Source organism: Nocardia nova NBRC 15556, assembly GCF_001613005.1.
Taxonomy (GTDB): Bacteria; Actinomycetota; Actinomycetes; order Mycobacteriales; family Mycobacteriaceae; genus Nocardia; species Nocardia nova.
The window spans coordinates 1-7,845 of sequence record NZ_BDBN01000019.1 but is presented as its reverse complement, the minus strand read 5'-3'; the positions used below and the strand labels follow the sequence as shown (position 1 = coordinate 7,845).

The window sequence follows — 7,845 nt, the reverse complement described above, 5'->3', positions numbered from 1 at the left end:
CAGGCCCGCGTCGCTGCCGGGGCCGGCGCCGTAGGCGGTACGTCCGATATCGCCGGGGAAGTCACGGATGAACAGCACCACCAGCGGCACCACGGCCAGGGCGGTCGCGGCGACGACCAGCGCCGGGGCCCGCCAGCCGTGGTCGCGGGCCAGCATCGAGACGAGCGGCAGGAACACCAGCTGTCCGGTGGCGCCGGCCGCGGTGAGCACACCGGTGACCAGGCCGCGGTGCCGGACGAACCAGCGTCCGGTGATGGTGGCCACGAACGGCATCGACATCGATCCCACGCCGACGCCGACCAGCAGCCCCCACGTCGCCATCAACTGCCACGGCTGGGTCATGAAGACCGTGAGCCCGCTGCCCGCGGCGACGAGGAGCAACGCGCACGCCACCACCAGCCGAATGCCGAATCGGTCCATCAGCGCGGCCGCGAACGGCGAAATCACCCCGTACAGCAGCATATTCACCGAGACCGCGGCGCCGATGGTGCCGTGCGACCAGCCGAATTCCTCGTGCAGCGGATCCATCAGCACGCTGGGCACCGAGCGGAACGCGGCCGCGCCCAGCAGGGCGACGAAGCCGACGGCGGCGACAATCCACGCGGGATGCGGACGACGCGCGAATCGGGGCGTGGGCTGCTCCGGTGGCGGCGAAGGGATGTGGTCGGTGAGGCGAATTTCGGTCACCGAGCGAGCGTGCCGAATCGCGCGGCCGCCGACGAGTGGCCTGAATGCCATAATGCGTAAAGATTCAGCCATTCCTGCGCCGCGACGAGGAGACGACCGTGCCCGATCCACATCTGGTGGCAGTCCTGGCCCTGGCGCCCATCGTCGGCTTCGATATGACGATTCCGCCGACCGTGCTGGGCGCGGCGACCGACGACGACGGCTCCTCGCTCTACGACGTGCGGATCTGCGGGCTGGACCGGTCCCCGATCCCGTCCACCAACGGCTACGCCGTCACGCCGGCGTACGGCGCCGACCTGCTGGCCCACGCCGACACCGTGATCGTGCCGGGTACGACCATGCCGGGCCCGCGCCGCGACGGCGTCCTGCCGCCCGCGGTGACGGATGCGCTGGCATCGATCCGGTCCGATGCGCGCATCGTCTCGATCTGCACCGGCGCGTTCGTGCTGGGCGCGGCGGGCATCCTCGACGGCCGCCGTGCCACCACCCACTGGAAATACGCGGCGGACTTTCGCACCCTGTTTCCCGCCGTGCGGCTCGACGAGGATCTGCTGTTCGTCGAGGACGGAAATGTCTGCACCGCAGCGGGTCTGGCGGCCGGGGTGGATCTGTGCCTGCATCTGGTGCGCTCCGACCACGGCAGCGCGGCCGCGAACCGGGCCGCCCGCCACTGCGTGGTGCCGCCGTGGCGTGAAGGCGGGCAGTCTCAGTTCATCGAACAGCAGGTCCCCGATCCGGGCGCGGACAGCACCGCCGCCACCCGGGAATGGGCGCTCGCGCGACTGAGCGACGATCTGGACCTCACCACCCTCGCCGCACACGCCCGGATGAGCGTGCGCACGTTCACCCGCCGCTTCAAGGCCGAGACCGGCACGGCACCCGGCGCCTGGATCCTGCACCAGCGGATGCGCCACGCGCGCCATCTCCTGGAGACCACGGCACTCACCGTCGACGAGGTCGCGCGGGCCGCCGGTATGGGCACCGCCGCCTCGCTGCGCCACCACCTGCGCACTCAGCTCGGCGTCGCGCCGATCGCCTATCGCAGGACCTTCCGGCAGCCGAGGGCGCAGCGAGAGCAGCCGGTCGCGCGGTAAGCACGTCCCCGGCCCGGAGCATGGCCGCGACGCGCGCGCCGACCCATTGACAACCCCCGCTACCCGGGTGCTACCTTAGGCAAGGGTTACCTGTTTAGGCGAGGCTTACCTCTCGAAAAGACCCTGCAATTGTCGTCAGAGCATCCGAGGCCGACCGTGTACATCTGCATCTGCAATGCCGTCTCCGAAGCGGACGTGCACACCTGCGTCGCCGCCGGCGCCTGTTCGACCAGACAAGTCAAGAAGGCCTGTGGCTGGAAGCCGGGTTGCGGCTCGTGCACCGCCCGATTGGCCGAGGCGATAGGCCGGGCGCGCACCGACGCACCGGCGGAGTCGACCGCTGCCTGACACCGACACGCACCCCGCTCATTCCCCTGATCTGTGATCTGTGCCACGATCACACATCATGGAAGGCGACAAGGAAATCATCGCGCTGCTCAACGAGCAGTTGACGGCCGAACTCACGGCGATCAATCAGTACTTCCTGCACGCCAAGATGCAGGAGAACTGGGGCTACCCCAAGCTGGCCAAGCACACGCGCCACGAATCGTTCGATGAGATGAAGCACGCCGAAGTCCTCACCGATCGGATCCTGTTCCTCGAAGGTCTGCCGAACTACCAGAAGCTCAACCCGCTGCGGATCGGCCAGACCGTCCCGGAACAGCTGCGCGCCGACCTCGAGATCGAGATGGAGGCCGTGACCCGGCTGCGCGGCGGTATCGAGCTGATGCGCTCGCGCGGTGACGTCACCTCCGCCCGCATCTTCGAGTCGATCCTCGAGGACGAGGAAAGTCACGTCGACTACCTCGAAACCGAACTCGAACTGCTGAGCACGCTGGGCGAACAGCTCTATCTGCAGCGCTACACCGATACCCCCGAAGGGGACTGACGCCGTCACAGCACCCGGCCGCCGACGCATCGCGGCCGGGTGTTCGTGCGCCGAAAGCGCCTACAACGCCAGTGATTTGGCGATGATCGTCTTCATCACCTCACTGGTTCCGGCGTAGATGCGCGCCACCCGGGCATCGGTGTAGAGCCGCGCGATCGGATATTCCATCATGTAGCCGTAGCCACCGAACAGCTGCAGGCAGCGATCGACCACCCGGGCCTGCATCTCGGTGCAGAACAGCTTCACGCGCGCGGCGTCGGCCCCGGACAGTTCCCCGTCGACCAGGTCGGCCACCGCCCGGTCCAGCATGGTCTGGGCCGCCTCGATCTCGGCGGACATGGCCGCCAGTTCGAACTTCGTATTCTGGAACGAGGCGACCGGCGTGCCGAATGCCTTGCGCTGCTTCACGTAATCGACGGTGGCGGTGAGCGCGGCGCGCGATTGCGCCACCGATCCGACGGCGACGGTCAGCCGTTCCTGAGGCAGATTGTGGCCGAGGTAGCCGAATGCCGCGCCCTCCGCACCGAGCCGGTTCGCCACCGGCACCCGCACCTCGTCGAAGGAGAGCTCGACGGTGTCCTGCACCTTGCAGCCCATCTTCTCCAGCACCCGGCCACGCGAGAAGCCGGGCATGCCGTCCTCCACGACCAGCAGCGTCAGCCCGTGCCGGCGGTTGTCCGGATCGGTCGAGGTCCGGCACACCACGATCACCAGATCGGCCAGCAGCCCACCGGTGATGAACGTCTTGGCTCCGCTGAGAACGTAGTGGTCACCGTCGCGGACGGCGGTGGTCCGCACCCCGGCCAGATCGGATCCGGTGCCAGGTTCGGTCATGGCGATGGCGGTCAGCAGCCGGCCCGACGCCAGGCCGGGAAACCAGCGCTCGCGCTGGGCCGCGTCGGCGTAGTCGAGGAAGTACGGCAGGATCACGTCCAACTGGGTGCGCACGGTCGACAGCGTGACCAGCGCCCGCGCCGCCTCCTCCTGCAGCACCACGTTGTAGCGGTAGTCGCGCAGCCCCGCTCCCCCGTACTCCTCGGGAATCGCGATGCCGAGCAGGCCCGATTCGCCCAGCCGCGTGAAGATTTCACGCGGCATCCGGCCGGCGCGTTCCCAGTCCGGGTAGTTCTCGACCACATGCTTGTCGATGAATTCGCGGGCCAGTGCCCGAAACGATTCATGGTCGGCGGTGAACAGTTCTCGGCGCACGCCGGTCCTCCGATCAGTTCAGCAGTTCGACGACGGTGGCGTTGGCGGTGCCGCCGCCCTCGCACATGGTTTGCAGGCCGTAGCGAATCCCGTTGTCGCGCATGTGATGGATCATGCGGGTCAGCAATACCGCGCCCGAGGCGCCGAGTGGATGGCCGAGCGCGATGGCCCCGCCCAGCGGATTCGTCCGGACGAGGTCGGCGCCGGTTTCGGCCAGCCAGGCCAGCGGCACCGGCGCGAACGCCTCGTTCACTTCGAACACGCCGATCTCGGCGAGCGACAGCCCGCACCGGCGCAACACCTTCTCCGTCGCCGGGATCGGGCCGGTGAGCATCAGCACCGGATCCGCGCCGGTCACCGCGCCGCCGCGATAGCGGACCAGCGGTGTCAGGCCCAGGTCTCGGGCCTTGTCCGGGGTGGTGATCAGCACCGCGGCCGCGCCGTCGGAGATCTGCGACGAGTTGCCGGCGTGGATCACCCCGTCCGCGCGAAAGGCCGGTTTCAGCCGGGCCAGCGTATCGGCGGAGGTGCCGCGGCGAATGCCCTCGTCGGCGCCGACCGTGGCCGAACCGGCGGGCACGTCGACGATCTGGTCGTCGAAGGCCCCGCGGTCGACGGCCGCGGCCGCCAGTTCGTGCGAGCGCGCGGCGTAGTCGTCGAGGCGGGTACGGGACAAACCCCACTTCTCGGCGATGAGTTCGGCCGAGATCCCCTGGTCGAAGGAGAAATCGTGATAGCGCGCACGGGCTTTCGGCCCGTACGGCATCCCGGTGGCGCGGGCCGAGCCCAGCGGCACCCGGCTCATCACTTCCACACCGCCGGCGATCACCAGGTCCTGCTGTCCCGAGCCGACCACGGCGGCCGCGAAATCGACTGCCTGCTGGCTGGATCCGCATGCGCGGTTGATCGTGGTGCCGGGAACCGCTTCCGGCCAGCCCGCGGCCAGGACCGCATAGCGGCCGATATTCGACGACTGGTCACCGACCTGCGAGACGCATCCCCAGATCACGTCGTCGACGAGCGCCGGATCCAGACCGGTGCGCTCGGCCAATGCGGTCAGCACCAGCGCGGACAGGTCCGCGGGGTGGATATCGGCCAAGGCGCCGTTGCGTTTGCCGATCGGGGTGCGGACCGCCGCGGCGATGACTACCTCACGCATCTGTTCGACCTTCGTCGTCGGGCCGATCCGCACGGCGGATCGGCGGTCTGGTGACCGTCCAGCGGCCGGTGAACCGGGGCGGGCGTTTCTCGGCGAAGGCCGCGAACGCCTCCGGTGCGTCGGCGGTGGCGAAATTGATCCCCTGCGCCCGCGCCTCCCCGGCCAGCGCCTCCCGCAGACTGCGGTCGGCGCCCTCGTTGAGCAGGGCCTTGGTCTGGGCCAGCGCCACCGGCGGCCCCGCCGCCAGCCGTGCCGCCAGGTCGTCGACGAAACCGTCGAGTTCGGCGTCCGCGCACAGCCACGTCACGAGGTTCAGTTCGCGCGCCTGTTCGCCGTCGATCGTCTCGCCCAGCAGCGCAAGCCTTTTCGCCTGTTGCAGTCCGGCGATCTTGGGCAGCAGCCAGGTGCCGCCGAGATCCGGGGACAGCCCGCGCGGGGCGAAGATCTGGGAGAACCGGGCCCGCGGGGTCGCCACGACGAAGTCGCAGCCGAGGGCGAGATTCCACCCGGCACCGACGGCCACGCCGCGCACCTTCGCCACGGTCGGCATGGGTAGTTCGTGCAATGCGAGCGCCACCTCGGTCAGCGCCCGCATCCGATAGGTCGGATGGGTGTTGTCGGGCGTGGAAATATCGGCGCCGGAACAGAATTCACCACCCGTGCCGGTGAGAACCACCACGCGCACGTCCAGGTCTGTCGCGGTGGCGCGCAGCACGTCCTGCAGCGCCGCCCACAGTTCGGCGTCGATCGCGTTCTTGCGATGCGGCCGATTCAAGGTCAGCGTCCGCACACCCGCGTGATCGGCGCAGTGCAGGACCGGGTCATGCGAGACCATGACGGTGCTCCCGTTCCGGGCGGCGGCCACGCCCACCGCCACCGGCATGACGCGGGCACGACGATGTGCGCGGCGTCGAACGCGCGGACCCGGCGTTTCGGTCGGCGATCGTGTCAGCGCACATGAGCGGCAGCCACCCCCGCGTCGCGGGAGCCGACCACGCCGGCCGCCCGCCATCGAGCGATCTCGTCTGCGCTGCAGCCGATTTCGGCCAGCACCGCATCGGTGTGCTCCCCCAGGCCCGGCACCGCGCCCATCGGCGGCTGGTAGCCCTCGATCACGGCCGGGGGCAGCAGGGACGGGATCGGCCCGTTCGGGGTGTCGATACCGCGCCAGCGGTCGCGTTCGGACAGTTGCGGGTGGGCCAGGACCTCGCTGGGCCGGTTGTAGCGCGCGTTGCCGATTCCGGCGGCGTCGGCGGACGCTTGGATGTCGGCCAGATCGTGTCGCGCACACCAGCTTCCGATCACCTCGTCGAGCTCGGCGCGATGGGCGACCCGGCCGGGATTGGTGCGGAAGCGGTCGTCGGCGGCGAGATCCGGGCGTTCGAGGATGTCGCGGGCCAGCCGCTGCCATTCCCGGTCGTTCGTCGTGCCCAGCACCACGGTCTGCCCGTCGGCCGTCGGGTAGGCGCCGTACGGCGCCACCGCCGGTGAACTCATGCCGAGCGGCTGCTGGTCGATTCCGCTGTGCCGGGCGTAGGTGAGGTGATAGCCCATCATCTCGGCCATGGTGTCGAACAGGCTCACCGATATCGCCGTGCCCGGGCCCGGCCCGCGCCGCAGCCGCCCGCACAGCGAGGCCACGATCGACAGGGCCGCGTACAGGCCCGTGGTCACATCCGCCACCGGCGGACCGGGTTTGGCGGGCGCGCCGGCCGTGCCGGTCACCGCACACACCCCGGCCTCGGCCTGGACCAGCAGGTCGTAGGCGCGCTTGTGCGACAGCGGCCCGCCCGCGCCGAATCCGTCGATGGTCAGCGAGATCAGATCCGGGTGCCGGCTCTCCACCTCCGCCGGGGACAATCCCAGCCGGTCCAGGGCTCCGGGTGCCAGATTGGCGACCAGCACGTCGGCGCGCTCCAGCAGGCGATGCAGGAGTTTCACGCCCGCAGGCGATTTCAGGTCGAGGGTCACCGATTCCTTGCCGCGGTTGACCCACACGAAATGCGCGGCCTGGCCCTCGACCACGTCGTCGTAGTAGCGGGCGAAGTCACCGCCGTCCGGGTTCTCCACCTTGATCACCCGCGCCCCGAAATCGGCGAGGGTGCGCGTGCACATCGGCGCGGACACCGCCTGTTCCAGCGCCACCACCGTGACCCCGGCGAGCGGGCCCGCCGCCTGCGGATCGATGATCATCACATCACCATGCCGCCGTCCACCGGCAGCACCTGCCCGGTGACGAAGGAGGCGGCGTCGGAGGCCAGAAAGACGAACGCTCCGGCCACCTCGTCCGGTTCGGCCCAGCGCCGCAACGGAATTCGGTTCAGCATCTGCGCGGCGAATTTCTCGTCGGTGCGGATGGTGGTCGTCATCGGCGTGGCCGCCAGCGGGGCCAGCGCGTTCACCAGGATGTTCTTGCGGGCCAGCTCGCGAGCCAGCGATTTGGTGATGCCCACGATCGCGGCCTTGGCGGCCGAATAGTTCACCTGCCCCAGGGTTCCGGTCAACCCGGCCGAGGAGGTGACATTGATGATGCGCCCGGTGCCGTCGGTGGGCAGATACGGCAGCGCCGCCTGCGCGCAGTTGAAGGTGCCCAGCGCGTGGATGTCGTAGAGGCGGCGCATCGAATCCACGGTGGTGGCGCCGAACATCGCGGGCGCCGTGACACCGGCGTTGTTGACCACGATGTGCAGTGTGCCGCCGGCCAGCGCCGCACCCTGCTCGGCCGCGGAATCGGCGGCGCCGCGGTCGGATACGTCCAGCGCGCAACTCGCCGCCCGCCCCCCGGCGCCGACGATCTTGTCGGCGAC

9 protein-coding genes are annotated in these 7,845 nt (G+C 69.7%); 3 read left to right on the top strand and 6 right to left on the bottom strand.

The features are described from left to right. Window positions 1-678 (bottom strand): MFS transporter (locus NN2_RS08085; RefSeq protein ID WP_439955847.1); only part of this gene is annotated, 678 nt, incomplete at its 3' end. Between the two features lie 164 nt (window positions 679-842). Between NN2_RS08085 and NN2_RS08080 the strand changes: the two genes are divergently transcribed. The 3 genes from NN2_RS08080 (at window position 843) to bfr (ending at window position 2,670) form a co-directional block, all read left to right on the top strand. Next, a complete protein-coding gene (locus tag NN2_RS08080; RefSeq protein WP_082856818.1) occupies window positions 843-1,781 on the top strand; it encodes a GlxA family transcriptional regulator in 939 nt (312 codons plus the stop codon). 156 nt (window positions 1,782-1,937) lie between these two features. Continuing rightward, window positions 1,938-2,129 (top strand): (2Fe-2S)-binding protein, encoded by a 192-nt coding sequence (locus tag NN2_RS08075; RefSeq protein WP_063011840.1) that lies wholly within the window; start codon window positions 1,938-1,940, stop codon window positions 2,127-2,129. Window positions 2,130-2,187: 58 nt separating this feature from the next. Then, a complete protein-coding gene (bfr, locus tag NN2_RS08070) occupies window positions 2,188-2,670 on the top strand; it encodes a bacterioferritin (protein ID WP_030516368.1) in 483 nt (160 codons plus the stop codon). Between the two features lie 60 nt (window positions 2,671-2,730). On the opposite strand, the gene NN2_RS08065 is transcribed toward bfr, so the two are convergent. The 5 genes from NN2_RS08065 to NN2_RS08045 all read right to left on the bottom strand — a co-directional run. After that, window positions 2,731-3,879: an acyl-CoA dehydrogenase family protein gene (locus tag NN2_RS08065; protein WP_063011838.1), complete on the bottom strand. Its 1,149-nt coding sequence runs from the start codon at window positions 3,877-3,879 to the stop codon at window positions 2,731-2,733. A 13-nt stretch (window positions 3,880-3,892) separates the two neighbouring features. Beyond that, window positions 3,893-5,038 carry a thiolase family protein gene (locus NN2_RS08060; protein WP_063011846.1) on the bottom strand — a complete coding sequence of 382 codons (1,146 nt, stop codon included), beginning with the start codon at window positions 5,036-5,038 and terminating at the stop codon, window positions 3,893-3,895. Then, the gene (locus NN2_RS08055) at window positions 5,031-5,873 is read right to left on the bottom strand and encodes an enoyl-CoA hydratase/isomerase family protein (protein ID WP_063011844.1); all 843 of its coding nucleotides are present in this window, start codon (window positions 5,871-5,873) and stop codon (window positions 5,031-5,033) included. The genes NN2_RS08060 and NN2_RS08055 overlap by 8 nt, the downstream gene beginning before the upstream one ends. A gap of 113 nt (window positions 5,874-5,986) precedes the next feature. Continuing rightward, the gene (locus tag NN2_RS08050) at window positions 5,987-7,231 is read right to left on the bottom strand and encodes a CaiB/BaiF CoA transferase family protein (RefSeq protein ID WP_063011836.1); all 1,245 of its coding nucleotides are present in this window, start codon (window positions 7,229-7,231) and stop codon (window positions 5,987-5,989) included. Next, window positions 7,231-7,845: SDR family NAD(P)-dependent oxidoreductase (locus NN2_RS08045; protein ID WP_063011834.1), on the bottom strand; the 615-nt coding region annotated here is incomplete at its 5' end. The genes NN2_RS08050 and NN2_RS08045, both read right to left, overlap by 1 nt.

Coding starts and splice junctions, on each gene's coding strand:
- NN2_RS08080 (WP_082856818.1), top strand. CDS start 843: ATGACGATTCCGCCGACCGTGCTGGGCGCGGCGACCGACGACGACGGC.
- bfr (WP_030516368.1), top strand. CDS start 2,188: ATGGAAGGCGACAAGGAAATCATCGCGCTGCTCAACGAGCAGTTGACG.
- NN2_RS08060 (WP_063011846.1), bottom strand. CDS start 5,038: ATGCGTGAGGTAGTCATCGCCGCGGCGGTCCGCACCCCGATCGGCAAA.
- NN2_RS08055 (WP_063011844.1), bottom strand. CDS start 5,873: ATGGTCTCGCATGACCCGGTCCTGCACTGCGCCGATCACGCGGGTGTG.
- NN2_RS08050 (WP_063011836.1), bottom strand. CDS start 7,231: ATGATCATCGATCCGCAGGCGGCGGGCCCGCTCGCCGGGGTCACGGTG.